Here is a 25,377-nt window from a genome sequence, read left to right on the forward strand (position 1 = left end):
TTGAGGTGCAGGTCTCGGAGATGGCGCCGTACCGATTCCGGGCCGGTGGCGTAGCGCGCCCTCAGCTGTGTGCCGGCCGACATGCGTCAGCTCAAGCATCGGCCTTCGGTGACTTTGCGTCCTGGGCGAGAGCGACCAGGTCGGCGAAGCGGATGACGGATCCCCCGGCCCCCCCCAGGTGCCGTCGGCCTGCTCGTGGATGAGCACCCATACCCGCAGGGCGTCCGCTTCGGACAGCCCGGCGGCCTCGAGGACCACAGAGGTGACCTCGGTGACCATCCCGGATTTGCGACGCCCGGAGAGAGCACCCTGCGGCACGGTCACGTTCACGAGGAAGCGCGGAGCGTCGTCCTCGGCGGTGGTCTGCGCGCCCTCGGGCAGCTCGTTCAGATAGCTCCACTCCTGAGCCCTGAAGAACGGCGTGTCCGGCGCACCCTCCCACCGCAGCAGTACGCCGGCCAGGGCGCCCTGAACGCTTTCACGGCCTTCGGGCGTGAGGGATCCGCGGGGAGCGGTGAGCTGGATCATCGGCATGGCGGGTCCTCCTCGGCATCGACCATCACAAGGTTTATGACAGTCGTTATATCGAAGGTGCACGCTAGACTATGACGGTCGTTATATCCAGAGGGGGATGTGGATGACCAAGCCCAGCCCGCAGGCTCGCGACCGGATCGTCGCCGGTGCGGCAGACATGATCAGCAGACGTGGGCTGAACGCCACCAGCGTGCGTGAGCTGGCCAAGCACGCCAAGGCTCCGCTCGGGTCCACGTATCACTACTTCCCCGACGGCAAGGAGCAACTGGCCACCGAAGCCGTCCGCTACGCCGGCGAGACGGTCGCCCGCATGCTGCGCAAGGAACTCCAGGCCGGCCCCGTCGCCGGACTACAGGCGTTCCTCGCCCTGTGGCGCGACATCGTCGTCGCAAGCGACTTTCGGGCGGGCTGCCCGGTGCTCGCGGTGTCCATCGAGGAGCCCCAGGTCGATGAGGTCCCCGCCACTCTCGCCGCGGCGGCCGAGGCCTTCGACGGCTGGGAAACTCTCCTCGCCAACTCCTTGCGCGAGCATGGCGCGGACCCTGAGCAGGCGCCACAGCTCGCCGCCCTCGTTGTCGCGTCGGTCGAGGGCTCCATCGTGATGTGCCGCGCCAAACGAAGCGCCCAGCCCCTCGACCACGTAGCCGAGCAGCTCCACGCACTCGTCCGCCAAGCGATCGACAGCTGAAAGTCACGATCCCTGGAAAGCGCCATGACGCAGAGCGAACACGTAACGGCCCCTGACCAGGTAAATCGGTCAGCGGCCGTTGCGCTGCCTGCTGCCCGGGAGCGCCCGCGGTTCGCCGTGGTTTCCCGCTCGATCGAGCACAACTGGGGCACGGCGCTTCTGATCCGTTACAACCGCCTGGAAGGGGGAGCGATGCTGGGCTGTTGGGAGATCCACTCGGTGGGCTGCTAGGAGGTCTGGCCGGAGACCGGGTCATCAAGAGGCGAGGCGAGCGGCTGGCCAAGGCCGGAAAGGTCGTATGCGGCCTCCGCGTCTTGTCCGGCACCCACCTCCAGGCGTCAAGCCGTTGGATGCACAGCACCACGCAGCTGCCACCTGGGCTTATCACCATGGGCGGGATTGTCGTCCGGATCACAGAACTCGATGCGACGAACCCGAGGCGGCCCACAGGCAAGGGAGTCTGGTCAGTGAGTCCCCGGACGGCTGTCGTGTGTGTGGTCGCTTCGACAGGGGCGGTCTGACGCACCTTGTAGAGCAGGTATGTGGAGTGCGAGCATGCAGCCCGTGACAATCTCCTCTAGATCATCCTTTGGCAGTACGCCTCCGTTCTTCCGCTGGGTGGCCGCCATCCGTAGGACCCCGGTCAGCTCGGCGAAGGACGTGGCCGACTTCCAACAGGGCGTTGAACTCCGGGCACGTGCACTGTTCGTCATGCCGGACAGCAGGGTCAAGGCGCAGTGGGGCGAGTTGCGCCTGTCGAACTCCGCGGACGCCATATGGGAAGCCAGGGTCGGCAAGGATGCGCTGACGATCCCGCTTGCCACCACCACTATCGCCCCCGCGGACAAGCACCTCTTCATGGGCACTGCCGGATTCGATCTCACGCTTGCCGACGGGAACGTGCAGCGCATGAGGGTTTACACCGGAGACGCCAGTCTGGTCAAGGCCGTGTTCAGCAAGACTGGCGAGTAGGACCGACCTGCGAACCCGGTGGCAAACCCGACGCTGCCGCCACTGGCGATTCGAAGTTCCCCGGTGTTCCCCGCTCGTGCCTGCACGATCGGACACTCCGCGCGCACGTGTGCCCTCAGGACCCTGGGCTGTCGGCGCCCATTGTGGATCACGGGCGGCAATACGTTTTGCCCCGGACCAAGGTCGGTCCGGGGCCGTCGCGTTGGTGCCGCCGGCAGGATTCGAACCTGTGAGAACCGCTTTAGGAGCGAGGTTGGGCGATCTCGGGCATGACCTGGGATTACCTGCCCTGAGCGGAGTCCCGTCGTGTGCCCGCCTCGAACCCTGATTACCCGTGAGTCCCCGCCCGTTCTGGCACGAGCGGCACGGCCTCGAGGGCTCGCTCCTGTCTGCCTGATTCGGCGTCGCCGTGATCCCTGTATGGCTCCGATGAAGCCCGCCAACGCTGACGTTGACGGGCCCGAGCGGCAATTGGGTGCGCTCACTTACGGGGCGGTGACCACGTCCACGTTGGCGACCTTGGCGCAGATGGCGTACGCCCTGAGCTTGCCTGGGGTGTTGGGGTCCATGTTGGTGGCGTAGGCCCATCACTGCTGGTTGCCATTCGGGAAGCTGGAGACGAGCTTGTAGTTCTGGGTGTAGGCGTTACCGGATGTCACGTTGGCTCCGCCACCCGTGAGCGTTTCCCCGGCGGGACAGCTGGCGGTGGCCGCGGCATTGCCGGCGAAGCTGCCGGTGGCCGAAGGATCATCCGTTCGACGTGCATGCTTTCGCCCAGCCGGCCGTGGTGTCCTTGCGGGTGATCGTCGGAGCAAGTCCGGCCAGGCAGAGCTCCCAGCGATGTCAAAGACCCTCAGCCATGATCGGCTGGGGGTCTTTGGCCTGGTGGGCGCGGACGGTTTCGAACCGCCGACATCCGCCTTGTAAGGGCGGCGCTCTACCGCTGAGCTACGCGCCCAGGACGAGTCGACAGCCTACATTGCCCGGGGGTGTGCCCCGCAAACCCGTATCCGGCGAGTGAGTGGCTCGGCGGAGAGCGGGGCGAGGCGGAGGGCGGGGCGAGGCCTGGCCGGCGCTGCCCCGGGGGTTTTCCCCACCCCATATCCGGGAGCGGGCCGGATCGTACCGGGCTCCGTGGGTGGCTACCGTCGGAGAGGCTTCGCGGACCGGCTCCGGTCGAAGGTCGAAGCGTCTCGCAGACCGTCTCAGGGGGAGATCAGCCATGACCCGCACGCGTACCAGCAGCGCCACCCGGAACCGCACCCACAGCGCCGTACGCGCCACCCGCACCCGTGCCGCCGCCGTCAGCGGTGTCGTGCTCGCGGTCGTCGTGGGCGCAACCGCGTGCGGTGCGGCGGCCGGGGACGACAAGCATCCCGAGCAGCGGTCCTTCGGGCTGCACGGGCGGACCCTGACCGTCGACTCGGACGACTCCGCGCTCGATCTGGTGGTGTCGGACTCCGCGAAGGCCGGCGAGGTCCAGGTCACCCGGTGGTTCCAGGGGCATGTCACGCTCGGCGGGGACCCCAGGGTCACCTGGGCGATGGAGGACGGCGACCGGCTGGTGCTGCGGATGAAGTGCTCGGGAGTCGTCGCCGACTGCTCCGCCCGGCACCGGATCGTGGTGCCGCGCGGGGTGGCCGTCAAGGTCGAGGACGGAGACGGAAGTGTGAGCGCGCAGGGCTTCGAGGAAGCGCTGAGCATCCGTACGGCGGACGGTTCGGTGCGGGTCAGCGACTCCTCGGGCGCGCTGGATCTGCGCAGCGGCGACGGCTCGATCCGGGCGGTCGGCGTGGACGCCCGCAGCGTGCGCGCCCGTACCGAGGACGGCTCGGTACGCCTCGAACTCGGCTCCGTGCCGGACCTGGTGGACTCCCGCAGCGGCGACGGCTCCGTCTCGATCGTGCTGCCCCGGGCCACCTACCGGGTGACGGCCGGAAGCGGTGACGGCTCGGTCCAGGTGGACGTGCCCCGCGACGACTCCAGCTCCCACCGGGTCTCCGCGCACACCGGCGACGGAAAGATCACGGTACGAACAGCGAACTGACCGGCCCGTGTGTTCGTCTTCAACCGGTGGGAGAATGACAGCCGGGCAAGGCGGATGACAGCACGGGAGAGGGATGTGACGGCGACACCTTCGCAGCCGTATTCGCCGTTCGCGGGAGCCGCGCGGCCTGCACACCCTCTTGCCGCCCGGCGGGGCCCATCGCCGAAGCGACCGGAGCGGCCGGTGCGTCGTCCTCGTCCGTCCGCCGGCCGTGACGTGCTCACGCTCGTCGCCCTGCCCTTGTTCGCCGCCCTCGTGCTGCCCGCGGCCTTCGCGGGAGGCGGCACGCGGCGCTGGTTCGGCGGGCGGTCCGAGGGCCAGCGGGCCGAGGCGCAGGCCGCCAAGGACGCCGCCGCGGCGGCGTTCTACGAACTCGACACCGCCCAGCGCGACCTGCGGATCTCGATCGAGACCATCACGGCCGTGGACGACTCCCCGGCCGCCCGGCGCGTGGTCTCCGACTTCGAGGCGCTGGGGCGGCGGATCGACGAGGCCAGCCAGAAGTACATCACCGCCGTCGACGCCCATGATCTGGACCGGGACGAGCTGGAGGCGTCGGTCGCGGCGCGGGCCCGCGGCGAACTCGTCGCCGCGAAGGACGAACTGGGCCGTGTGAAGGCCGACCTGGACCGGTTCGAGCAGAGTCTCGGGCCGCTGCTCGGCAAGGCCGAGACCCAGCTCGCCCGGCTGGCCCCGGCCGTCGAGCGCGCCCGGCAGGCGCTGCTCGCCGCCTCGAACGCCCTCGATTCCGTACGGCAGTCGGGGCTGAAGGCCGACGATCTCGCCGCCCGGCTCGCCGCTCTCGGACCCGAGCTGACCAAGCTCAATCGGGGCGCCGGGCAGCACGGCGTGCCGGAGACGCTGGAGCGTGCCGAGCGGGTGTCGCGGGAGGCCGCGGCGGTCCGCTCGGAGGCGGAGCGGCTGCCGGAGCGAGCCGCCGAGATCGACCACCGGCTCGTTTCGCTGCGGACCCGCGCGCAGGCGCTGACGACCCGCTCGGGGCAGGTGGAGCCCGTGCTGAGCGAGCTGCGGCGGCGGTTCACGGCGGAGTGCTGGCAGGACCTCCAGCATGTGCCGGAGCAGGCCGCGGAGAACGTACGGCAGGCCGAGGCGAAGCTGAAGGAGGCGCGGACCGCGCGCGAGGCGCAGCGCTGGCCGGACGCGGCGTCGCTGCTGGCGACCGTGCGCGCGCTGCTGAACAGCACCGACGAGGCCGTGTCGGCGGCCGGTGACCGGCTGCGGCGGCTGAACGCCGTGCAGAAGGATCCCCAGCAGGAGATCGACCGCACCCGGTTCGCGATCCGGGACGCGCAGCGGCTGGCCATGGCCGGCCGCACCACCCCCGACCCCCGGCAGGCCGGTCCGCTCGACGACTCCGTCGCCCGGCTCGACCGGGCCGTCGCCACGCTGGAGGGCCGGCACCCCGACTACTGGCACTTCCTGACCGAGACGGAGGCGGTGCGCCAGACGGTGGCGCGGGTGGTCGCGCAGATCCGCGAGGAGCGCGGCGGCGTCTGAGAAGGGCGGGGAAGCCCAGCCCCCGGGCGAGGAAGGCTGCGTCCCCGCGGCAAGCGGCAGGTATGCCCTAGCGGCAGGCGGCAGGCGGCAGGCGGCAGGCGGCAGGCGGCAGGCGGCAGGTATGTCCTAGCGGCGGGCGGCAGGCATGCCCTAGCGGCGGGCGGCAGGTATGCCCTAGCGGCCGTCGCGGACCCCGGCACGGCCCCGCGACGCACCCGTTCGTCGCGTCACAGGGCCGTGCCGGGGCACTGATCAGGTGCGGTACGCGTAGTACGCCGAGTTCGGGTACGACGCGAGGAGGCTCGACACCGACCGGCGATAGGTGTCGGTGTCGTGGTAGGTCAGGTACGGCACCCCGCCGCTGCTCCGGTACGACGTGATCATGGAGTGGTCCTTGGACCCGTCCTTGTCGAAGTCCATCTGCATCACGTCACCGACGTCCATCTGGTAGACGTTCGCCAGGGGCGTGGAGCGCCGGGCGGTCTGGGTGAACCAGGACAACTCGTTGACGCCGACCCAGGTGTCGGTCTGTGTGGTCGCGCTGTAGTTCCAGGTGCCGTAGTCCTCGTCGGAGCTGGTGACCGGCGCCCAGCCGCCCGCCTTCAGGGACTGGCTGACGTAGTTGGTGCAGTCGCCGCCGACGGAGTTGAAGCTGCGGTAGGCGGGGTTGTAGTTCTTCCAGTACGTCTCGGCGTACGTCGCCATGGCCGCGTAGTCGTACGGGCCGCCGGTGAGCGTCTTGGCGTTGGCGGGCGCGGGGTACGTGGTCGCTGCCCGGGGGGCGTCGACAGCGGCCATCGTGGTCCTGCGGGGCGTCGTCGTGACGGGTTCGTTGACCTGCCGGGGACCCTTGTCCGTCGAGCGCTCGCCCGTCAGCTTCCAGGTGCCGTCCGACTGGGCGGCGAAGGTCAGTACGTGGTGTGCGCGAAAGCCCGTGGTGGCGGGCTCGTCGCCGCGGATCCTTTGGTAGGTGAGAGTAGTGGTCTCGGTGACCCAGGCGGTGGCCCGCTGTCCCGTCACCCGGGTTCTGTTCACGGCGACCCGGGTGTCGGCGGCGCTGTAGGCCTCGCCGAGGGCCGCGAGGCGGGACCGGGTGCCGTGCAGCGAGGAGACCGCGGTGTTCTCGGTGTGCGCGAGGGTGTCGGACACCCTTATGCCCGCCGTGGTCGCCTTCAGAGCCGTACGGGCCGTCGGGGCCCGGTCCAGCAGGGCGGCCGTGCGGTCGGTGAACACGGCGTCGGCCACGCGGCCGAAGGCGTCGGCCGTCGACGCGGTCACCCGGGGAGCGGGGGCCGCCGCGTGGGCGGCGGACAGGGGCAGCAGGAGGGCGGAGAGGGTGATCGCCCCCACGGTCGAGCAACTGCGGCTCAGATTCTTCGCTATCACTGATGATTCTCCTTGATCCCCGGTCGGACTCCAGGGAAGGGAATCTTTACATGTCCCACTCAACTGTGCTGAATCCGGGGGGAGTTCGCGTCGGCTACAACCAAGTCCCTTATGTCGGAGGTAAGTTGAATCTCAAGGCGTTGCCGCTGGGCCACCGGCCCCATGGCGAGGCCTACTTCACCACGGTCGACCAGTCCGGCGACTGGGCGGGGTCCAGGCTGCGCAGGCGTTCCAGGGTCTCTGGCTTCTGCACGTCGAGCCAGTTGGTCAGCTCTTGGAAGGACACACAGCGAACGCCCTTCTTCGTGCACACGTTCTTGATGACCTGGTCGATGGCTTTCATGTAGATGCCGCCGTTCCAGTCCTCGAAGTGGTTGCCGATGAACAGCGGTGCCCGGCTGCCGTAGTAGACGCGGTTGAAACCGGCGTCGTAGGACTTGACGGTCTCCTGTTCCCACTCCGGGTACTTGGCCGGGTCTCCCTCGGTCTCACCGTCGGACTGGTTGTAGAGGAAGTTGAAGTCCATGGACAGGCCTTGGTACTTGCCGTTCTCGTAGGGGAGCATCTGGAGCGGGAAGTCCCATACGCCCTCCTTCTTCTTGGGCCATATCTGGAAGTCGCCCGCGGAGCTGGCGTCGTAGCGCCAGTTGTACTTCTTGGCCGTGGCCTTCATGGCCTTGAGCAGGTTCTTCTGGCCTTCGAGGCAGGGCGCGCGCCCGCCGCTGATGGCACGGGCCGGGTCGAAGGGCAGGGGCGCAAGGTCGGTGTAGCCGGTGTTGGTCTTCCACTTCTCGACGAAGGAGAAGAACTGGTTGATCTCGCTCTCCCACTCCGTCACGCTCCAGTCCCCGCCGCCCTTGTCGCCGCAGAAGTGGCCGTTGAAGTGGGTGCCGATCTCGTTGCCCTGCTTCCACGCCTTGCCGAGTTCCTCCAGCGTGGCGCGCAGGTGCTCGTCGGTGGCGTAGCTGATGGCCGCCGAGCCCGGCGAGTGCATAGGCGGTTCGTAGAGCGTCTTCTTGTCCTTGGGCAGCAGGTAGATGCCGGTCAGGAAGAACGTCATGTGGGCGTTGTACTGCTGGGCCAGCTCCCGGTAGTGCGAGAAGAGCTGGTCGTCGCCCTGGAGGGCGCCGTCCCAGGAGAAGACGACGAACTGGGGCGGCTTCTCACCGGGCTTGAGCGGTACGGCCTTCAACTCGCCCTTCTGCGGGCCGGTGTAGGACGTGGAGCCGTCGCCCAGCACATGGGTCTTCCCGTCCCACACCGGTTCCTTCTTCACCTTGGACGCGTCGGAACCGTGCGCGCGGGCGGACGCGGCCGGTGTGGTGTGGTCCTCGTTCAGGGCGAGGTAGGTGGCGGTCAAGGACGTGACGACGAGGAAGGCCGTCATGGCCGCGAAGCCCTGGCGTGCGGAGGCGGCGGCAGAACCGGGATCGGGCTCACGGCGACGGCGCCGGCTGTGCTTCGAGTTCATACGGGGCACATTCTGCGAGGGGGCTGGAAGGAGCGTGGCGCGGCCATCGGGTGGCCGTCGGCGGGGGCCGAGCCGGACGGTCGGCCGACGGGGTCAGCGAAGCGGGCTCATGGCACCGGACCAGATGCCGTACGGCACGTCGGCGACGGGTGCACCGGCGATCCCCTTGAGCGGAAGCGGTTCGAGGCTCTTGGTCAGGTCGATGCGGTACAGGACCACCGCCGTCGACACGGAACGGTTCGAGCCCACGTACCAGGCCGCCTTGTCGTCCAGAGTGGCGCCCCGTTTGCCGGCCACCTGCGCCGCGAGGGGGGCCGCGCCGGGGTGACCGGTGCGGAAGGAGTCCGAGAGCGCCTCGGTGACCTGGCGGGCCACCTCCGCGCGCATGGCGCGATGGGGTGCGGGCATGTCCAGTCGGACGTGGGCACCGTTGCGGGTGATGCGGCGCACGGAGTACGGCTCGAAGTGCGTTCCGCCTGCGGCGAAGGTGGCGTACGAACTGGCCATGCGGATCGCGCTGGGCGTGGAGGTGCCGAGGGACAGACCGGGCACCTGCGGTCCGATGCTGGAGGACAGCAGACCCGACGCCTCGGCGGTCCCGCGCACCTTGTCCAGACCGGCGTCCATGCCGAGCTGCATGAACGGGGTGTTCACGTTCGCGGCGAGCGCCGAACGCAGCGTGATCTGGCCGTAGTTCCTCTTACCCTCGTTGTGGGCGGCGACCTTCTTGCCGCCGCGGTCCCAGTAGGGGCCCTCGGGCGTGCTGACCGGGACGCCGTCGTCGCCGTTGTAGAGGGAGTTGGGGGTGACCGGTGTGGCAGCGCCTTCGCGGGTCTTGCGGACGCCGTTCTCCAGGGCGGCGGCGTAGACGAACGGCAGGAAGGCCGAACCGGCCGGAACGGTCGTGGCGTTGGACTCGTTGTAGCCCTGTTCACGGTGGTCGGGACCGCCGTAGACGGCGAGGACCCGTCCGTCGGTGGCGATCGAGGCGGCACCGTAGTGAGCGCTCTTCGCGTCGTCCGGGTGGTCCTTCTTCGCCTGCTTGCGGGCCTTGGCCACGACGTCGGTGAGCGCGGTCTCCCGCTTGCGGTCGAAGGTCGTGTAGATCTGGTAGCCGCCGAGGTCGAAGTCCCGGTCCGAGATGTGCCCGGCCTTCTTGGCGTACTGGGTCGCCAGTTCGACCAGGTAGTCGCTCTGCTTTCCGGTGTCGTAGCTCCCGGTCTGCTTGATCGGCTCGGGGAACTTCGTGTACGTGTCCCGCTCGGCCTGCGACAGTTTGCCGTACTCGACCATGCGGTCGAGGATCCAGGACCAACGCTCCACGGCCCGCTGGTGGTTGGCCTTGCTCAAGGTGGGGTCGTAGAGGCCCGCGCCCTTGAGGAGTGCGGCGAGGAAGGCCCCCTCGCTGGCGTTGAGGCGGCTCACGTCCTTGCCGTAGTAGGCCTGCGAGGCCCGCTGGAGGCCATAGGTGCCGCGCCCGAACCAGCTGGTGTTGAGATAGCCCTCGAGGATCTTGTCCTTGCTCATCTTGTTGTCGAGCTTGAGGGCGATCATGGCCTCGGTGAACTTGCGGGTCACCGAACGGTTCTGGGTCAAGTAGACGTTCTTGACGTACTGCTGGGTGATGGTGGAGCCGCCCTGGGTGTCTCCCTGGCCGACCGTGCGCACCAGGGCGCGGGCCAGGCCCTTGGCGGAGATTCCGGGGTCGGTGTAGAAGCTCTCGTTCTCCGCCGCGAGGACCGCCGAGCGCACGTCCTCGGGTATGTCCTTCAGGGGCATGGCCTGGCGACGCACCCAGCCGGTACGGGCCATCGGTGTGCCGTCCGACCAGAAGTAGACATTGTCCTGCTGGGTGGCATATGTGTTCAGGTTCTGGGGTATGTCCGTTGCGGCGTAAGCGATGACGAGCAGCGAGCCGCTCAGGCCGATGGACAGCGCGATGCCGCCGAGCCACTGCCGCCAGGAGGGCAGCCAGCGTCGCCAACCGGCCCGCCCGGGGCGCGGGTAGGCGGGTCTGAGGCGACGGGCGAGCGGCACGAGGCGTGCGGCGAGTCCGGACAGCGGGGTGGGCTGCGAGGGCTTGCGGCGGCTGCCGCGACCGCGCTGCGATCCGGTTGGGCTAGCCACGGCGCGCTCCTGCGCCCGGACGGCCCAAAGACAGGGGATTCGGAGCATCGTTGCGATGCCATGTCCTGGTCACGACTGCGTCTCCCTCCGCACTTCGGAATTGCGCGCGCGGGTAGTTGCAGCGGCCGCTTTCGCGGCTGCGAGCCCCCCTCCCCGACCTTGCGGCTCGTCGCGGCCCTATTAAATTATCAGCGACCAATGCGATCCCTTCGATCGGCAACGAGACAAAAAAGCTCAAGGGGCACCGGAGTTCACCGGTTCACCCCTTCGACCAGCCCTCACTCGCGCCCCGGGAAGCTCGATCCGCCACGCCCGACGAAGGCCCCGGAGCCCTACGGACGGCGGCACGTTCCGGCTAACCTGTGCGCATGCCTCGCTACGAGTACCGCTGCCGGACCTGCGGCGACACCTTTGAACTGAGCCGCCCCATGGCCGAATCCGCCGCTCCCGCGGCCTGTCCGGCCGGGCACGACGACACCGTCAAACTGCTGTCGACGGTCGCTGTCGCCAGGGGTGGTTCGGCGTCCGCGCCTACGCCCGCACCGCGTTCGAGTGGCGGCGGAGGCGGGTGCTGCGGCGGCGGCTGCTGCGGCTGATTCCGGGGGATTTCTTACCAACTCTTCAGTCACACCCGAATCCGCTCCGGCGTGTCGCGGCGGAACGGCCCCGGCCGCCCAACAGGCCGCAGCCGGGACCAAGTTCCACATATCCCTCAGGCTGTCCCGAGTCGGGCGCATCACGGCCGGAGCGGCCCATAGCCGCTCAACACGACCGGGGCGGAACCGAGTTCGGCATACCGCCCACCCGGTCCGGGAAGCCGGCACGCCGCGGGCCGAGCACCCACACGCCCCGGCACGACAGGGTCGAAGGCGCGTTCGGGACACGGCTCGGACCGGTCCCGGGCCGGGCGCGCCAGGGGCGGAACGCCCCCGGACACACCCACCGCTACGGGACCGGAACCGAGTTGCGCGTGTCCCTCAGGCGGGTCCCCAGCCGGCGCAGGCGCCCACGAACTCGCGCAGGATCCGCTCCCCCGCCGCGACACCCCGCTCCGGCAGCGCGGTGATCGCCGGTGCCGTCCAGTCGGCCTCGTCGAGTTCGCCGTGGCCCGGACGCCAGCCGCGGTCGGCGGCGAGCAGCAGGTCGGCGTCGAGCAGCGAGTCCCCGGCGGCGAGGGTGAGGACGGCTCCGGTACGGCGGGCGACCTCGCGCACGGCCGCGCTCTTGGTGAGCGGCTTCGGCACGGCGTAGATCTTGCGGCCCTGCAACGAGACCGTCCAGCCGCGGTTCTCCGCCCACACGGCCAGGTCCTTCACCCACTGCTCCGGGAGCAGTTCCCGCTCCACCACCAGATAGACGAACAGGTCCTCGGCGACCCGGTGTTTGCGCATCCAGTGCGGGTCCGCGGCGGCCGCCAGGTGCTCGCGCACCTCGTCGAGCGGCGCGCACTCGGAGGCCAGCCGCTCCTTCACGACCGTGTGCCAGTCGAGGTCGGAGACCCCGTCGACGAGAAGATGCCCGCCGTTGGCGCAGATCGCGTACTTCGGGGCCGGGCCGGGCAGGTTGATGCGCTGGTACTGCTTGCGGGTGCGGGTCGTGGTGGGCACGAAGTGCGCGAGGTCGCCGAGTTCGGTCAGCAGGCCCGCGGCCGTCTCCGTCATGTAGGACAGCGGCTTGTTCTCGTGCACCTCGACGCAGAGCAGCCGGGGCGCGCGTGCGTCCGGCATGGTCAGCGCGAGCGCGGCCGAGGAGTAGATGAGCGTACGGTCGAGGTCGCTGGCGACGAGCACCTTGGGCGCGGACATCAGAGCGTCACCGCCTTGCCGTCGGCACCGGTCGCGCCACGCGTGTACTTCGGGTGGATCAACCCCACGCAGGTGTACGGGAGTTCCTCGACCTCCTCGACGGGTACCCCGCGCTGCCCGGCGAGCAGCCTGACGTGGTCGAGGTCGGCGCCCGCTCCGGCGCGCGCGAGGATCTTCCAGGGGACCCGGCGCAGCAGCACCCGGGTGGTCTCGCCGACGCCCGGCTTGACGAGGTTCACGTCGTGGATCCCGTACTCCTCGCTGATCCGCTCGACGGCCGCCCAGCCCTCCCAGGTGGGGGTGCGGTCGGCGGCGAGGAGTTCCTTCGCCCGGTCGCGGGCCGATTCGGCGACAGCGGGGAAGTGCGCTTCGACGGCGTCCAGGAACTCGACGGAGACATCGGAGCCGGCGAGCTCGCGGTAGAACTTCGCGCCGTGGAAGTCGTGTTCGCCGACCAGGTCGGAGCGCAGGACCGTGCGCGAAATCAGCCCGGAGACAGTGGAGTTGAGGCAGGCGGAAGGGATGAGGAAGTCCTCGCGGGTACCGTACGTGCGCACACACGAGCCCGGGTCGGCGAGCACCGCTATCTCCGGGTCGAAGCCGGTGATGCCCTCGGCTTCCTCGAACTCCTCGATGGCGTCCGTGAGTTCGCGGGTGATGGCGCCCTTGCCGGTCCACCCGTCGACGAAGACGACGTCGGCCGGGTCGTGGTGGGCGGCGAGCCAGCGCAGCGCGTTGGCGTCGATGCCGCGGCCACGGACGATGGAGACGGCGTAGTGCGGCAGGTCCAGACCGTGCTGGTGCTGGGCCCAGCGCCGCATCAGGACGCCGACCGGGGTGCCGGCCCGGGCCAGGGACACCAGGACGGGACGCGGCGAGCGGTCGGCCAGGACGAGTTCGGTGACGGCGCCGACGGCCTCGGCGATCCGGGCGGCCGAGGTGGCGAGGGCCGCGCGGAAGAGCTCCTGGTACTCGGCGCTCGGCTGGTACTCGACCGGCAGCGACTCGGCGTAGTGGGCGCCGCCGCTCTGGATCGCCTCCTCGCGCTCCTCGGTCGGCGCCTCCAGCGTCACGTCCGACAGGTCCTGCAGCAGCCAGCCGACCTCGTCGGGGGCGTACGAGGAGAAGGCGGGGCCGCGGAGGGGCTCGGGCAGCATGAAGGGCCTTTCGATGGACGGCCGTGCGGGGACGTACGACGGGACGACGGCGAGCAGGACACCCGGGGTGTGCGCCGCCAGCCGGTCCAACAGGCCGTCGGGCGCATGCAGTTCGGGTGTGTCGGCGGTGGAGTCGACGACCGCCACGACGGCGTCGAAGCCGGCGCCCGCGACGTTGTAGGCGTAGCGCTCACCGGGACCGTCGTCCGGGTTGTCGTGGGCCGGGAAGGCGATACGGCTGCGGATGGCGTAGCCGGGATCGTCGAGGGCGAGCACCGGGGACCGGGTCGTGGTGGAGAAACGCACCTCGGCGGGAACCAGCTTCTCCAGCTCGTGGGCCAGTCGGAGCGGCGCGTACATCAGCTCCTCGAAGCCGAGCACCAGGACGCGGCGCGCGCCCTCGGGCAGGGCGGCGGCGAGCCGTGCCGCCATGGCGGGCAGGGCACCGTCCAGGCGTATTCGGTGTCCGGGCGTGAATCCGTGCCGTCCGCCGTCGGGGAGGCCGTGCGGCCAGCCGAGCTCGACGCGGACGGCCCGGCCCGCACCCTCGGAGGCGGGGGCGGGGCTGTCGGGCGCCGCCGGTTCGTACCGGGCGACCAGGGCCGTCCCCTTCGCCAGGACGTCCTCGGGCAGGCGCACCGTGCCCGACGCGGCCGCGACCAGGTCCACGCGGGCGCCGATGTCCCCGGCGAACTTCTCGAAGCGCAGGTGGTCGGCCTCCGACCGCATGTCGACCAGCGCCACGACGACGTACCGCTCGCGCGGGTAGCGCCGGTGCAGGTCGCGGATGGTGTTGAGGACGGTGTTGCCGGTGGAGAACTCGTCGTCGACGAGGACCAGCGGGCCGGAGCCCGCCAGCAGACCCGGGTCCTCGGGCAGGAGGAGATGCGAGGTGGCGTGCGAGTGGGACTCCTCGAAGCCGCCCGCCGGCCGGACCCCGCGGACCGGGCGGCGGGTGGAGTGGAGGTAGGGCGCGACGCCCACCCCGTCCGCGACCGAGTGGCCGAGCCCGGTGGCCGTCTCGGCGTATCCGAGGACCACGGCCGCGCGGGCGTCCTCGGTGCCCAGCAGCTCACGCACCCGCCGCCCGAGCGCGACGCCGTACTCGTGGACGACGGCCGGCGACTGCGGCACGTGCTTGCCCAGGACGTTCGAGACGAGCAGGTGGGCGCGCTTGGGGTTGCGCCGCAGCGCGAGCCCCAGCAGGCCGTTCAGCCCTTCGTCGCCGACGAGCTCGACGCCGAGCCGCTCGGCGACCCAGGTCCCGGTCCACACGCCGTCGTCAGCGTCGTCCGGGCCGTACGCGTCGTCGGAGTGGTTCGGGTCGTGCGCTGGGGTGTTCATCGGTTCCTTGCTGTCGGGGTTGCGCTTCGCTCGGCCGGGCCGGCTCACGCCGGGAGTCCGGCGGTGAGCAGCTCGACGAAGCCGATGTCCTCGTGGGCGACCCCGAAGACCTCGGCGCGCAGCAGGGTGCGCTCGGCCCAGGCGCGATGCGGCTTCACCTCGTTCATTTTGTTCGTGTATGCCGATCTCAGTACACCCCCGCCGCCGCGCTCGGGCCTGAGGATGTCCTGGGCGTCACTGAATTCCTCGTGGCTGACCACGGACAGTGCGTGCACGGGCAGCACGTGCGAGGGGTGGATGCAGGTCTTGCCCATCAGGCCGTTGGCCTGGTCGAGGGTGATCTCGCGCAGCAGCCCGTCCATGGCGTGCTCGATCAGCGTCTCGCGCAGTTCCTCCGCCTGGCCCTCCAGGAAGGGGCTGCGGCGCAGCTGCGGCTTGAACATGCGTTCCTGGACGCGGAAGTACTCCCACACCGGCCCGGTGACGGTGAAGCCGGTGCCGTCGGCCCGCCCCAGCATGTTGACCACGTCGGCGATCACCGAGGCGACCACCTGGACGTCGTACGCCGTCATGTCGGGGGCCCGGCGCAGCGCGTACGAGGAGCAGAAGTCCGTCACGCCGAGGCGCAGCGCGAGCACCCGGTCGCGGTACTTGTCGACGGCGCGGGAGATGCCCTCCAGGGTCTCCACACGCGATTCGCGGTAGAGCAGCTCCGGCGACTCCAGGACGGGCATGGCGAAGAGCCGCCTGCCGCTCGCCGTCTCGGCGGTGGCGAGGGCCTCCAGGAAGGGGGTGCCGCGTTCCTCGGTGAACTTCGGCATCACGAATCCGGACAGCAGCCGGACGGCCGGGCCGAGGCGCCGCACGAGGTCGGGGATCTGCTCGGGGGAACGGACCCGGATGAACAGCAGCGGCGGCTCACCGGCGTCCGGGCGGGCCGCGAGGTCGGTGAACTGGCGGACCAGGTTCTCCTCGGCGCCCACGACCTCGGAGTCGTCGATCGAGTCCTCCAGACACAGCACCATCGAGACCACGCCGCGCGTAGTCTGCTTGACGATGTCGTCGGCCAGGGTCGGCCGGGTCGCCGGGCTGTACAGCGTCGCCCCGAGGGCCGCTGCCAGGACTCTGGCCGGAGAGTCGGACGTGAAGACGCCGGGCTCCTGGTGGAAGAGACGTTGCCGCTCTTCCGGGGTGACGTGACCGAAATGACGCATGGGACTCCCCCGCGGCGGCTAGATGGCCAAATGTGATGTGGCCGGTAATAGTACGTACGGATCCATGTCACAGATTCCCACCGGGCATGAAGTTCAGGTAACTCCGCCATGTCCAACACCGACCGGTTCCGCGACGACCCCACATTGTCGTGACCAGGACCGACAGGGCAGGATGACCGCATGACGCACGCGATGCTGAAAGGGTCGAACGTCCCGCTGGACGCCACAGCGGTGCGCGCCGTCCTGCGCTGGACGCCCGGTCAGGGTGTCCCCGATGTCGATGCCTCGGCGCTGCTCCTCGGCCCCGACAGTCGTGTGCGATCCGACGAGGACTTCGTCTTCTACAACCAGCCCCGCCATCCGTCGGGCAAGGTGTGGCGGCTCGGCAAGAAGCGGGGCGCCGAGGGCCTCACCGACACCATCCAGACGGATCTGACGGGTGTCGAGCCCGGTGTCGGACAGATTCTCCTGGTCGCATCGGCGGATGACGTCACCTTCGATCGCGTACGTGATCTGCGCATTCTGCTGTACGACGCGGCCCTCGCGGACGGTGAACCGCTGGCGTACTTCGACATCAAGCCGGAGACCGGTGCGGAGACCGCACTGATCTGCGGCGAGCTGTACCGGCGCGGCGAGGGATGGAAGTTCCGGGCGCTCGGCGAGGGCTACTCGAACGGTCTGGTGGGGCTCGCGACCGACTTCGGGATCTCGGTGGACGAGTCCGAGGCCGCCGCGACGCCCGCGGCCGGGTCCGCGCCGGAACCGACTGCCTGGGCCGCGCCCGCCACGGCTCCCGAGACCTCGCTGCCGCTGCCGCCGGAGCACTCCGCCCCGGTTCAGCCGCAGCCGGCCCCGGTCCCGCGGCAGCCCGGGTACGGCTATCCGCAGCCCGCCGCGGCCGCGACCGGACCGGCGTACGGCTACCCCCAGCCGGTCGGCCAGCAGGCGGACCCGTCCGCCTACGGCTATCCGCAGCCCCAGGTCGCGCCGGCCACACAGCCCGCGTACGGCTTCCCGCAGGCGGTGGGTGCGGGGCCGGACCCGGACTTCAGGCTGCCGCCGCAGGGGCCGCAGTTCATCGGCCGCTGAGGCCGATAGGCATGAGCGTCGGCCGGTCGCCGAGCCCGGCCGCCCGCTAACGGTCGGCCTTCGACTTGTATCCGCGACCCCACTGGAGCCCCCAGCCGTAGAGGCGGTCCAGTTCGGCCTGGAAGCCGTACACGAACCTCACCTCGCGGCGGACGGTCACCTCGCCCTTGTTGAACTCGATCATGACGACGGCGCAGGAGCGGGCCTGCGGATGGCGTTCGTCGAGGCCGATCTCGATGCGCGGGCCGTTGCTCGGATAGAGCGTGATGACGGCGTGCGTACGGTCGAAGGCCGGAGTCTGGTCGTAGATGTAGACGAAGACCAGCAGCCGTTTGATGTCGTCGCGGTGGTCGAGGTTGACGTAGGCCGTCTCGCCCGAGGCGGAACCGAAGCGGTCGTCGCCGCTGAGCTTGACGAACGGCGGGGCGTTGAGTTCGCCGAGGAAGCTGCCGAGCGGCTGGACGACGCCCTTGGTACCGTCCGTCAGCTCGTACATGACGCCGAGGTCGAGGTCGACGTTGACCATGCTCTGGGTGTGCCCCTGGACCACTTCCGGCTTGAAGGTGCGAAAGGGGTGGCGCAGCAGGCTGCCGCGCTGCGGCCCGCCGAAGTCGGAGGTACGCATCCGCCAGGACAGGTTGATGCGGAGGTTGCCGGTGGCCGCGCCCTGTTTGGTGAGCGAGACCGTGTGGTTGCGCTTGGTCATTTCGATGGAGTTGGAAGCCGCGCTGCCGGAGTCGAAGTCCGCCGAGCGCCCGCGCCACAGGTCCTGCCAGATGCCCATTCCGCCCCCCACGTTTCTCGGTATGCGGCGGGGCGGCCGCAGAGGACTTGTCCTCGACGACCGCCCCGCTCAGAGCGTTCCTCAGCCAAAGGGGTGTCACACCCCGGACGAGACCTCAGCCTTCTCGTCCGAGGTCGGGCCTTTTCCCTCGGCCTCGGCGAGCGCCTTGTTGCGGCGCACCGACGACCAGAAGGACCAGCCGATCAGGACGACGCCGACGAGGCCGGTGATGACCTCGTTGATCTCGTACTGGATGGTCACGAGGAGGATCATGGCGAGGGCACCGATCGCGTAGTGCGCGCCGTGCTCCAGGTAGACGTAGTCGTCGAGGGTGCCCTGGCGGACCAGGTAGACCGTGAGCGACCGGACGTACATGGCGCCGATGCCGAGGCCGAGCGCCATCAGCACGATGTCGTTGGTGATGGCGAAGGCGCCGATGACACCGTCGAAGGAGAACGAGGCGTCCAGCACTTCCAGGTAGAGGAACATGAAGAACGCGGCCTGGCCGGCGAGGACGACGGCCGGCTTCTTCTTGCCGCTCCGCTCGGCCTCCTCCTCTTCCTCGTGTTCGCGCTCCTCGTCCTCTTCGAGCCTGTCCTCGAAGTAGCCGGAGAGTCCGCCGACGACCATGTACGTGATCAGGCCCGCGATGCCGGAGACCAGCACCGTCTGCGCCTTGTCGACGTGTGCCCCGCCGTGCTGGTGGGCGTGGACCGCGAAGGTCATGGAGCTGATCAGCAGGACGATCAGGGCGATGCAGACAGACAGCATGTCGACCTTGCCGAGCTTGGCCAGCGGGCGCTCGATCCAGCGCAGCCACTGGATGTCCCGGTCCTCGAAGATGAAGTCGAGGAAGATCATCAGCAGGAACATGCCACCGAAGGCCGCGATCGACGGGTGGGCGTCGGTCACCAGCTGCTGGTACTTGTCCTTGTCGTTCAGCGCGAGATCGACCGCGTCGATCGGGCCGATCTTGGCGCTGATGGCGACGATCACGACGGGGAAGACCAGGCGCATGCCGAAGACGGCGATCAGCACACCGACGGTGAGGAAGATCTTCTGCCAGAAGGCACTCATCTTCTTCAGGATTCCGGCGTTGACCACCGCGTTGTCGAAGGACAGCGAGATCTCCAGGACGGCCAGGATCGCCACGATGCCGAAGGCGGTCCACCCCCCGTAGACGGCCGCTGCGACCAGGCCGAGCGCGGTAATCGCGAACGACCAGCCGAAGGTTTTCAGAAGCACTGGCTACCCAATCATCGTGTGGTGGGGGCACCCCCAAGCGTTAGCTTGGGGGAGGGTCGCCCCCGCGCCGTACTCGGCTTTACCTACTGTTGACCACGAAGTCTAAGGGGCCGCCTTCGGCTGACGCAGGTGGGCCTAGGAAACGTTGACGCCGAAGTCGAGCGCGATGCCCCGCAGTCCCGACGCGTACCCCTGGCCGACCGCTCGGAACTTCCACTCGCTGTTGTAGCGGTAGACCTCGCCGAAGATCATCGCCGTTTCCGTGGAGGCGTCCTCGGAGAGGTCGTAGCGGGCGAGCTCCTGGCCGTCGGCCTGGTTGACGACCCGGATGAAGGCGTTGCTGACCTGGCCGAAGGTCTGGCCGCGGTTGTCCGCGTCATGGATGGAGACCGGGAAAACGATCTTGTCGACATTGGCCGGAACCTTGGCGAGATCGATCAGGATCGACTCGTCGTCGCCCTCGCCCTCACCCGTGAGGTTGTCACCGGTGTGCTCGACCGAGCCGTCCGGGCTCTTGAGCTGGTTGTAGAAGATGAACCACTCGTCCCCGAGCACCCGGCCGCCGCTGCACAGCAGGGCGCTGGCGTCGAGGTCGAAGTCGGCTCCGGTGGTGGAGCGCGCGTCCCAGCCGAGCCCGATCATCACCTGTGTGAGGTTCGGTGCGGCCTTCGAGAGGGAGACATTGCCCCCCTTGGCGAGCGTGACGCCCATGATGCTGGTCCTCCCCGAGGTTCGATCTTCACTTGGTACGGCGGATCCGGTGCCGCACCGAGGTGGTGCGGCACCGGACCGGGATGCCCGAGGCCCTGTCGGCTCAGACGTTGACGCCGAAGTCCTGCGCGATGCCGCGCAGGCCCGAGGCGTAGCCCTGGCCGATGGCACGGAACTTCCACTCGGCGCCGTTGCGGTAGAGCTCGCCGAAGACCATCGCGGTCTCCGTCGAGGCGTCCTCGGAGAGGTCGTAGCGCGCGATCTCCGCCTCGCCGGCCTGGTTCACCACGCGGATGTACGCGTTGCGCACCTGCCCGAAGGACTGCTGGCGGTTCTCGGCCTCGTAGATGGAGACCGGGAACACGATCTTCGTGATGTCGGCGGGAACGGTGGCGAGATTGACCTTGATCTGCTCGTCGTCGCCCTCGCCCTCACCGGTGATGTTGTCGCCGGTGTGCTCGACCGAGCCGTCCGGGCTCTTCAGGTTGTTGAAGAACACGAAGTTCTGGTCGGAGCTGACCTTGCCGTCCGCGTTCGTGAGGATGGCGCTGGCGTCGAGGTCGAAGTCCACGCCGGTGGTGGTACGGGCGTCCCATCCCAGACCGACGATGACCGCGGTCAGTCCCGGGGCCTCCTTCGACAGCGATACGTTGCCGCCCTTGCTGAGGCTGACTCCCACGAGTCCTCCCAATGGTGTTCAGGGGCGGGGAGCCCCGTAGGTGCGTTGGTATCGGATCAACGGTTCGATCCTAGTGACGGGTTCCCGTGCCTTGCAGGGCTTGGAACCGAAGAATCACAGGGTGTCGAGCGCCTTGACGTACTCGTTCAGGTCACGCGCGTCCGGCAGCGCGTTGACGACCGTCCAGCGGACGACGCCTTCCTTGTCGATGATGAACGTGCCGCGCACGGCGCAGCCCTTGTCCTCGTCGAAGACGCCGTACGCGCGCGAAATGTTGCCGTGCGGCCAGAAGTCGGAGAGAAGCGGGTACTCCAGGCCCTCCTGCTCGGCGAAGACGCGCAGGGTGTGGATGGAGTCGTTGGAGACCGCGAGGAGCTGGGTGTCGCGGTCGGCGAACTGCGGCAGGTTGTCGCGCAGGGAGCACAGCTCGCCGGTGCACACGCCGGTGAAAGCGAAGGGGTAGAAGAGCAGTACGACGTTCTTCTCGCCACGGAAGTCGGACAGTTTCACGGTGGCGCCGTGGTTGTCCTTCAGCTCGAAGTCCGGGGCCTTGGTGCCGACCTCGATGGCCATATTCACTCGCTTCCCTTCCAAAGGTCTGTTCGGGTGACGACCAGCGTACGCAGTGATCGACTCCCGGCCGCGGCGCGACCCCCGCTGGGTCGCCCGGGCGTGTGCGTGAGGCCCCGCCGGGCCGGCTCACAGGCCTGCGTGAGGCCCCCGCCGGGCCGGTCCGGGGTATGCGTGAGGCCCCCGCCGAGGTGGCTCGGCGGGGGCCTCACAGATGCTCTGCTTGCAGACGGGGCTGCAGCTCAGCGCTTCGACTTGGGAGTGGCCAGGCGGGTGCCCGACCATTCCTTGCCGACGGAGATGCTCTTCGTCTGGGAGAGGCCGGCTGTCTGTGCGGCATCACTGATGTCGCTGGGCTCGACGTAACCGTCCCTGCCGGTCTTCGGGGTCAGCAGCCAGATCATGCCGCCGTCCTCAAGGAGACCGATGACGTCCACCAGTGCGTCCGTGAGATCGCCGTCCTCGTCCCGGAACCACAACAGCACCACGTCAGCGACGTCGTCGTAGTCCTCGTCGACCAGATCCTGGCCGATCAGCGATTCGATGCCTTCACGGAGCTCGTGGTCAACGTCGTCGTCGAAGCCGATCTCCTGGACCACCTGTCCGGGCTCGAACCCCAGCCTGGCGGCCGGGTTGGTCCGCTCCTCCGCGTGGTCCGCGGTCGCGCTCACGGCTTGCCTCCTGATCATGTTTCGGGATTGGGGTCTCCCCCTGCTCGTCCAGAGTCGGGGGAGTCTCAGCCACGCGCGTGCGCGAAGCGTTGGCCGTAGTCCACACGGGCGGAGCGGATCGCGCAAGTACCCGGCCGTCGAGACCGCCGAAACGGTGACGATCCTGGCACTGCCGACGCAACTCCCGGCGGGCCGTCATGACGCCACGTGACGGGCACCACACTCTTCTGCCCCATTTATTCCATTCGGAACCCTTGGAGCGTACGAGAGCCGAACGGCTTTGCGGAACGCGTCACGCCCTGAGCGTATCGTTACGTTTTGGTCGGGCCCGTCCCAACGGTCTGCACGGACGTCTCGGTTACCCCCTAGTAGAGATGACGTACGCGTTCCCGAGGTACACGATGGTGATCGGTGCAGATGCAGGGAAAACCCACCGTAGACAGCCCTCTGACAGCGAAGGAACAGCGTGGCTTCCGGATCCGATCGCAACCCGATCATCATTGGCGGCCTTCCCAGCCAGGTCCCGGACTTCGACCCTGAGGAGACTCAGGAGTGGCTCGACTCCCTTGACGCCGCCGTCGACCAGCGCGGCCGCGAGCGGGCCCGCTATCTGATGCTGCGGCTGATCGAGCGGGCCCGCGAGAAGCGCGTGGCCGTGCCCGAGATGCGCAGCACGGACTACGTCAACACGATCGCCACCAAGGACGAGCCGTTCTTCCCGGGCAACGAGGAGATCGAGCGCAAGGTCCTCAACGCGACCCGCTGGAACGCCGCCGTGATGGTCTCCAGGGCGCAGCGCCCCGGCATCGGCGTGGGCGGCCACATCGCGACCTTCGCCTCCTCCGCCTCGCTCTACGACGTCGGCTTCAACCACTTCTTCCGCGGCAAGGACGAGGGCGACGGCGGCGACCAGATCTTCTTCCAGGGGCACGCCTCGCCGGGCATCTACGCCCGCGCGTTCCTCCTCGACCGGCTCTCCGAGCAGCAGCTCGACGCGTTCCGCCAGGAGAAGTCGAAGGCGCCCTACGGGCTGTCCTCGTACCCGCACCCGCGGCTGATGCCGGACTTCTGGGAGTTCCCGACCGTGTCGATGGGCCTCGGCCCGCTCGGCGCGATCTTCCAGGCGCGGATGAACCGCTACATGGAGGCGCGCGAGATCGCGGACACCTCCAAGTCCCACGTCTGGGCGTTCCTCGGCGACGGCGAGATGGACGAGCCGGAGTCGCTCGGCCAGCTGTCGATCGCCGCCCGCGAGGGCCTGGACAACCTGACCTTCGTCGTGAACTGCAACCTCCAGCGCCTCGACGGCCCGGTGCGCGGCAACGGCAAGATCATCCAAGAGCTGGAGTCGCAGTTCCGGGGCGCCGGCTGGAACGTCATCAAGCTGGTCTGGGACCGCACCTGGGACCCGCTGCTCGCGCAGGACCGCGACGGGGTGCTGGTCAACCGGCTGAACACCACGCCGGACGGCCAGTTCCAGACGTATGCCACGGAGACGGGCGCGTACATCCGCCAGCACTTCTTCGGCGACGACCACCGGCTGCGCGCGATGGTCGATGGCATGACCGACGACCAGATCCTGCACCTCGGGCGCGGCGGTCACGACCACAAGAAGATCTTCGCGGCGTTCTCGGCGGCCAAGGAGCACAAGGGCCAGCCGACGGTGATCCTGGCGCAGACGGTCAAGGGCTGGACGCTCGGCCCGAACTTCGAGGGCCGCAACGCCACGCACCAGATGAAGAAGCTGACGGTCGCCGACCTCAAGGGCTTCCGCGACCGGCTGCACCTGCCGATCACCGACCGGGAGCTGGAGGACGGCGCGCCGCCGTACTACCACCCGGGCCGGAACTCGGAGGAGATCCAGTACATGCACGACCGCCGCAAGGGGCTCGGCGGGTACGTCCCGACGCGTGTCGTGCGGTCGAAGCCGCTGGTCCTGCCCGAGGACAAGACGTACGCGAGCGTGAAGAAGGGCTCGGGTCAGCAGTCCATCGCCACGACCATGGCCTTTGTTCGGCTGCTCAAGGACCTCATGCGGGACAAGGAGATCGGCAGGCGTTTCGTACTGATCGCGCCCGACGAGTACCGCACGTTCGGCATGGACTCGTTCTTCCCGAGTGCGAAGATCTACAACCCGCTCGGCCAGCAGTACGAGTCGGTGGACCGCGAACTGCTGCTCGCCTACAAGGAGTCGCCGACCGGCCAGATGCTGCACGACGGCATCTCGGAGGCGGGCTGCACGGCCTCGCTGATCGCGGCGGGCTCCGCGTACGCCACCCACGGCGAGCCGCTCATCCCGGTCTACGTCTTCTACTCGATGTTCGGTTTCCAGCGAACGGGTGACCAGTTCTGGCAGATGGCCGACCAGTTGGCGCGCGGTTTCGTCCTGGGCGCGACCGCCGGACGTACGACGCTGACCGGTGAGGGCCTCCAGCACGCGGACGGCCACTCTCAGCTGCTCGCCTCGACGAACCCGGGCTGCGTCGCCTACGACCCGGCGTTCGGCTTCGAGATCGCGCACATCGTCCAGGACGGTCTGCGCCGCATGTACGGCTCGTCCGAGGAACACCCGCACGGCGAGGACGTCTTCTACTACCTCACCGTCTACAACGAGCCGCTCCGGCACCCGGCCGAGCCGGAGAACGTGGACGCCGAAGGCATCCTGAAGGGCCTCCACCGCTTCAGCGAGGGCACCTCGGGCACCATCCCCGCACAGATCATGGCCTCCGGTGTCGCCGTTCCGTGGGCCCTGGAGGCGCAGCGGATCCTGGCCGAGGAGTGGAACGTCAGGGCCGACGTCTGGTCGGCGACGTCCTGGAACGAGCTGCGGCGCGAGGCCGTCGACGTGGAGCGGCACAATCTGCTGCACCCCGAGGAGGAGCAGCGCGTCCCGTACGTGACGCGGAAGCTGTCCGCCGCCCAGGGTCCGTTCGTGGCCGTCTCCGACTGGATGCGATCGGTTCCGGACCAGATCGCCCGCTGGGTGCCCGGCACCTACCAGTCCCTCGGCGCGGACGGCTTCGGCTTCGCGGACACGCGCGGCGCGGCCCGGCGTTTCTTCCACATCGACGCGCAGTCGATCGTGGTCGCCGTGCTGACCGAGCTGGCCCGTGAGGGCAGGGTCGACCGGTCGGTGCTGAAGCAGGCGGTCGACCGCTATCAGCTGCTCGACGTGGCGGCGGCCGACCCGGGCGCGGCGGGTGGCGACGCGTAGCCACTGGTACGACGGATGAGGGGCGGGGGGGGGGGGGGGCCCCCCCCCCCCCCCGGTTTATTTTTTCGATGAGCGCCCGAAAAAAAAAAAAGCGCACCCCCCCGGGGTGGGGGGCAACCACCCCCCCCCCCGCCGCCACCCGGGGGCGGTT

19 protein-coding genes, 1 tRNA gene and 1 pseudogene are annotated in these 25,377 nt (G+C 69.1%); 7 read left to right on the forward strand and 14 right to left on the reverse strand.

The genetic code is table 11. From position 1 onward, the window contains the following. Positions 1 to 91 precede the first annotated feature (91 nt). Positions 92 to 534 (reverse strand): annotated as a pseudogene (locus ACFYR3_RS12625) (4-oxalocrotonate tautomerase family protein). 103 nt (positions 535 to 637) lie between these two features. Between ACFYR3_RS12625 and ACFYR3_RS12630 the strand changes: the two are divergent. Both ACFYR3_RS12630 and ACFYR3_RS12635 read left to right on the forward strand, forming a co-directional pair. Next, positions 638 to 1,222 (forward strand): TetR/AcrR family transcriptional regulator, encoded by a 585-nt coding sequence (locus ACFYR3_RS12630; RefSeq protein WP_389282756.1) that lies wholly within the window; start codon positions 638 to 640, stop codon positions 1,220 to 1,222. 555 nt (positions 1,223 to 1,777) lie between these two features. Next, the gene (locus ACFYR3_RS12635; protein ID WP_355857008.1) at positions 1,778 to 2,194 is read left to right on the forward strand and encodes a hypothetical protein; all 417 of its coding nucleotides are present in this window, start codon (positions 1,778 to 1,780) and stop codon (positions 2,192 to 2,194) included. Positions 2,195 to 3,077: 883 nt separating this feature from the next. Here the strand turns inward: ACFYR3_RS12635 and ACFYR3_RS12640 are convergent. Further along, positions 3,078 to 3,152 (reverse strand) — tRNA-Val (locus ACFYR3_RS12640). A gap of 264 nt (positions 3,153 to 3,416) precedes the next feature. Here ACFYR3_RS12640 and ACFYR3_RS12645 point away from each other — a divergent pair. Next, positions 3,417 to 4,241, forward strand: a complete 825-nt coding sequence (locus tag ACFYR3_RS12645; protein WP_389282758.1) for a DUF4097 family beta strand repeat-containing protein — start codon at positions 3,417 to 3,419, stop codon at positions 4,239 to 4,241. 75 nt (positions 4,242 to 4,316) lie between these two features. Continuing rightward, on the forward strand, positions 4,317 to 5,759 hold the full coding sequence (locus tag ACFYR3_RS12650) for a hypothetical protein (RefSeq protein ID WP_389282760.1): 1,443 nt from the start codon (positions 4,317 to 4,319) through the stop codon (positions 5,757 to 5,759). A 252-nt stretch (positions 5,760 to 6,011) separates the two neighbouring features. Here ACFYR3_RS12650 and ACFYR3_RS12655 read toward each other — a convergent pair whose 3' ends face one another. From ACFYR3_RS12655 to ACFYR3_RS12665, 3 genes are all read right to left on the reverse strand, one after another. Further along, the gene (locus ACFYR3_RS12655; RefSeq protein ID WP_355857016.1) at positions 6,012 to 7,145 is read right to left on the reverse strand and encodes an amidase domain-containing protein; all 1,134 of its coding nucleotides are present in this window, start codon (positions 7,143 to 7,145) and stop codon (positions 6,012 to 6,014) included. 172 nt (positions 7,146 to 7,317) lie between these two features. Further along, positions 7,318 to 8,616 (reverse strand): hypothetical protein, encoded by a 1,299-nt coding sequence (locus ACFYR3_RS12660; protein ID WP_389282762.1) that lies wholly within the window; start codon positions 8,614 to 8,616, stop codon positions 7,318 to 7,320. 93 nt (positions 8,617 to 8,709) lie between these two features. Further along, a complete protein-coding gene (locus ACFYR3_RS12665; RefSeq protein ID WP_389282764.1) occupies positions 8,710 to 10,791 on the reverse strand; it encodes a transglycosylase domain-containing protein in 2,082 nt (693 codons plus the stop codon). A gap of 320 nt (positions 10,792 to 11,111) precedes the next feature. Here ACFYR3_RS12665 and ACFYR3_RS12670 point away from each other — a divergent pair, with 320 nt between their 5' ends. After that, on the forward strand, positions 11,112 to 11,339 hold the full coding sequence (locus ACFYR3_RS12670) for a zinc ribbon domain-containing protein (protein WP_355857019.1): 228 nt from the start codon (positions 11,112 to 11,114) through the stop codon (positions 11,337 to 11,339). A gap of 381 nt (positions 11,340 to 11,720) precedes the next feature. Here the strand turns inward: ACFYR3_RS12670 and ACFYR3_RS12675 are convergent, their stop codons facing one another. From ACFYR3_RS12675 to ACFYR3_RS12685, 3 genes are read right to left on the reverse strand one after another with little or no spacing between them, the layout of a single operon-like run. Continuing rightward, on the reverse strand, positions 11,721 to 12,548 hold the full coding sequence (locus ACFYR3_RS12675) for an HAD family hydrolase (RefSeq protein WP_355857022.1): 828 nt from the start codon (positions 12,546 to 12,548) through the stop codon (positions 11,721 to 11,723). Further along, the gene (locus ACFYR3_RS12680; RefSeq protein WP_355857025.1) at positions 12,548 to 15,049 is read right to left on the reverse strand and encodes a phosphoribosyltransferase; all 2,502 of its coding nucleotides are present in this window, start codon (positions 15,047 to 15,049) and stop codon (positions 12,548 to 12,550) included. Before ACFYR3_RS12680 ends, ACFYR3_RS12675 begins: the two co-directional genes overlap by 1 nt. A 44-nt stretch (positions 15,050 to 15,093) precedes the next feature. Beyond that, positions 15,094 to 16,263, reverse strand: a complete 1,170-nt coding sequence (locus ACFYR3_RS12685; RefSeq protein WP_355857028.1) for an HpcH/HpaI aldolase/citrate lyase family protein — start codon at positions 16,261 to 16,263, stop codon at positions 15,094 to 15,096. A gap of 180 nt (positions 16,264 to 16,443) precedes the next feature. On the opposite strand from ACFYR3_RS12685, the gene ACFYR3_RS12690 reads away from it, so the two are divergent. After that, the gene (locus tag ACFYR3_RS12690; protein ID WP_389282767.1) at positions 16,444 to 17,352 is read left to right on the forward strand and encodes a TerD family protein; all 909 of its coding nucleotides are present in this window, start codon (positions 16,444 to 16,446) and stop codon (positions 17,350 to 17,352) included. Between the two features lie 46 nt (positions 17,353 to 17,398). Here ACFYR3_RS12690 and ACFYR3_RS12695 read toward each other — a convergent pair whose 3' ends face one another. The 6 genes from ACFYR3_RS12695 to ACFYR3_RS12720 all read right to left on the reverse strand — a co-directional run bounded on the left by ACFYR3_RS12695 (position 17,399) and on the right by ACFYR3_RS12720 (position 22,012). Continuing rightward, a complete protein-coding gene (locus tag ACFYR3_RS12695; RefSeq protein ID WP_355857034.1) occupies positions 17,399 to 18,136 on the reverse strand; it encodes a Tellurium resistance in 738 nt (245 codons plus the stop codon). Between the two features lie 96 nt (positions 18,137 to 18,232). Beyond that, on the reverse strand, positions 18,233 to 19,381 hold the full coding sequence (locus tag ACFYR3_RS12700) for a DUF475 domain-containing protein (protein ID WP_389282769.1): 1,149 nt from the start codon (positions 19,379 to 19,381) through the stop codon (positions 18,233 to 18,235). 135 nt (positions 19,382 to 19,516) lie between these two features. Continuing rightward, on the reverse strand, positions 19,517 to 20,092 hold the full coding sequence (locus ACFYR3_RS12705; protein WP_328555764.1) for a TerD family protein: 576 nt from the start codon (positions 20,090 to 20,092) through the stop codon (positions 19,517 to 19,519). A gap of 103 nt (positions 20,093 to 20,195) precedes the next feature. Continuing rightward, the gene (locus ACFYR3_RS12710) at positions 20,196 to 20,771 is read right to left on the reverse strand and encodes a TerD family protein (protein WP_261702495.1); all 576 of its coding nucleotides are present in this window, start codon (positions 20,769 to 20,771) and stop codon (positions 20,196 to 20,198) included. A 114-nt stretch (positions 20,772 to 20,885) separates the two neighbouring features. Next, complete coding sequence (locus ACFYR3_RS12715; RefSeq protein ID WP_355857041.1) at positions 20,886 to 21,344, reverse strand: peroxiredoxin; 459 nt, start codon at positions 21,342 to 21,344, stop codon at positions 20,886 to 20,888. Positions 21,345 to 21,583: 239 nt separating this feature from the next. Further along, complete coding sequence (locus ACFYR3_RS12720; RefSeq protein WP_081217087.1) at positions 21,584 to 22,012, reverse strand: DUF3052 domain-containing protein; 429 nt, start codon at positions 22,010 to 22,012, stop codon at positions 21,584 to 21,586. Positions 22,013 to 22,478: 466 nt separating this feature from the next. Between ACFYR3_RS12720 and aceE the strand changes: the two genes are divergently transcribed. Continuing rightward, positions 22,479 to 25,226 (forward strand): pyruvate dehydrogenase (acetyl-transferring), homodimeric type, encoded by a 2,748-nt coding sequence (aceE, locus tag ACFYR3_RS12725; protein ID WP_355857044.1) that lies wholly within the window; start codon positions 22,479 to 22,481, stop codon positions 25,224 to 25,226. Positions 25,227 to 25,377 lie beyond the last annotated feature (151 nt).

It is taken from the genome of Streptomyces sp. NPDC005784 (assembly GCF_042871525.1).
Taxonomy (GTDB): Bacteria; Actinomycetota; Actinomycetes; order Streptomycetales; family Streptomycetaceae; genus Streptomyces.

Bases quoted from the DNA above. Each gene is read 5' to 3' on its own strand.
- ACFYR3_RS12685 (WP_355857028.1), bottom strand. From the start codon at position 16,263: ATGCGTCATTTCGGTCACGTCACCCCGGAAGAGCGGCAACGTCTCTTC.
- ACFYR3_RS12705 (WP_328555764.1), bottom strand. From the start codon at position 20,092: ATGGGCGTCACGCTCGCCAAGGGGGGCAATGTCTCCCTCTCGAAGGCC.
- ACFYR3_RS12665 (WP_389282764.1), bottom strand. From the start codon at position 10,791: ATGCTCCGAATCCCCTGTCTTTGGGCCGTCCGGGCGCAGGAGCGCGCC.
- ACFYR3_RS12695 (WP_355857034.1), bottom strand. From the start codon at position 18,136: ATGGGCATCTGGCAGGACCTGTGGCGCGGGCGCTCGGCGGACTTCGAC.
- ACFYR3_RS12690 (WP_389282767.1), top strand. From the start codon at position 16,444: ATGACGCACGCGATGCTGAAAGGGTCGAACGTCCCGCTGGACGCCACA.
- ACFYR3_RS12660 (WP_389282762.1), bottom strand. From the start codon at position 8,616: ATGAACTCGAAGCACAGCCGGCGCCGTCGCCGTGAGCCCGATCCCGGT.
- ACFYR3_RS12670 (WP_355857019.1), top strand. From the start codon at position 11,112: ATGCCTCGCTACGAGTACCGCTGCCGGACCTGCGGCGACACCTTTGAA.
- ACFYR3_RS12645 (WP_389282758.1), top strand. From the start codon at position 3,417: ATGACCCGCACGCGTACCAGCAGCGCCACCCGGAACCGCACCCACAGC.
- ACFYR3_RS12680 (WP_355857025.1), bottom strand. From the start codon at position 15,049: ATGAACACCCCAGCGCACGACCCGAACCACTCCGACGACGCGTACGGC.
- ACFYR3_RS12630 (WP_389282756.1), top strand. From the start codon at position 638: ATGACCAAGCCCAGCCCGCAGGCTCGCGACCGGATCGTCGCCGGTGCG.
- ACFYR3_RS12635 (WP_355857008.1), top strand. From the start codon at position 1,778: ATGCAGCCCGTGACAATCTCCTCTAGATCATCCTTTGGCAGTACGCCT.
- ACFYR3_RS12715 (WP_355857041.1), bottom strand. From the start codon at position 21,344: ATGGCCATCGAGGTCGGCACCAAGGCCCCGGACTTCGAGCTGAAGGAC.
- ACFYR3_RS12675 (WP_355857022.1), bottom strand. From the start codon at position 12,548: ATGTCCGCGCCCAAGGTGCTCGTCGCCAGCGACCTCGACCGTACGCTC.